Annotated in this window: 1 protein-coding gene; it reads left to right on the top strand. The window is 41.7% G+C overall.

Going from position 1 to position 547, the window contains the following annotated elements:
- Positions 1-244: 244 nt before the first annotated feature.
- On the top strand, positions 245-547 hold a 303-nt coding region (tnpB, locus tag KSO91_RS17545; protein WP_238744299.1), incomplete at its 3' end, for an IS66 family insertion sequence element accessory protein TnpB.

Here is a 547-nt window from a genome sequence, read left to right as displayed (position 1 = left end):
AGCCAACCCAGAAAATTACCTGCCATGGAATTATCTAGAAAATAGTGAGTAACGGCTGACTTGCTTTCCAAAAAAGACTGAATTGGGCTAACCGCCCAAGTCAAACTATGCAGCCGTAAGCTCACTTGGTATCAGTAAATGCCCCAACACGAGCAACCTCATGCCGAATAACATTATCTAACGGTGTCATCGTTGAACTGGCTGATGTTGATATTGCCGACCTGCTTAATAGTGCGAGCCGGTTATGATCAGGCCTTGTAATACCATTGAAAAAATATATCTCAGCCGTGATCCCGTTGATTTTCGTAAAGCGATCAATGGTCTTTCTTTGATTGTAGAAGAGACGCTTTGCCTTGATCCCTTTTCCTCTCAACTGTTTGTCTTCACCAATAAAAGACGCAACAAAATTAAAATATTGGCGTGGGATAAAACGGGCTTTATTTTGTGGCTAAAAGCACTCGATGATGCACAATTTAAGTGGCCATTGAAGGATAAAAAAGAGGTGCTTTCTATTAATGGGCAACAGCTAAATTGGCTACTTGACGGC

This window comes from Psychromonas antarctica (assembly GCF_022267535.1).
Lineage (GTDB): Bacteria > Pseudomonadota > Gammaproteobacteria > Enterobacterales > Psychromonadaceae > Psychromonas > Psychromonas antarctica.
This window is presented reverse-complemented; position numbering and strand designations above follow the sequence as displayed.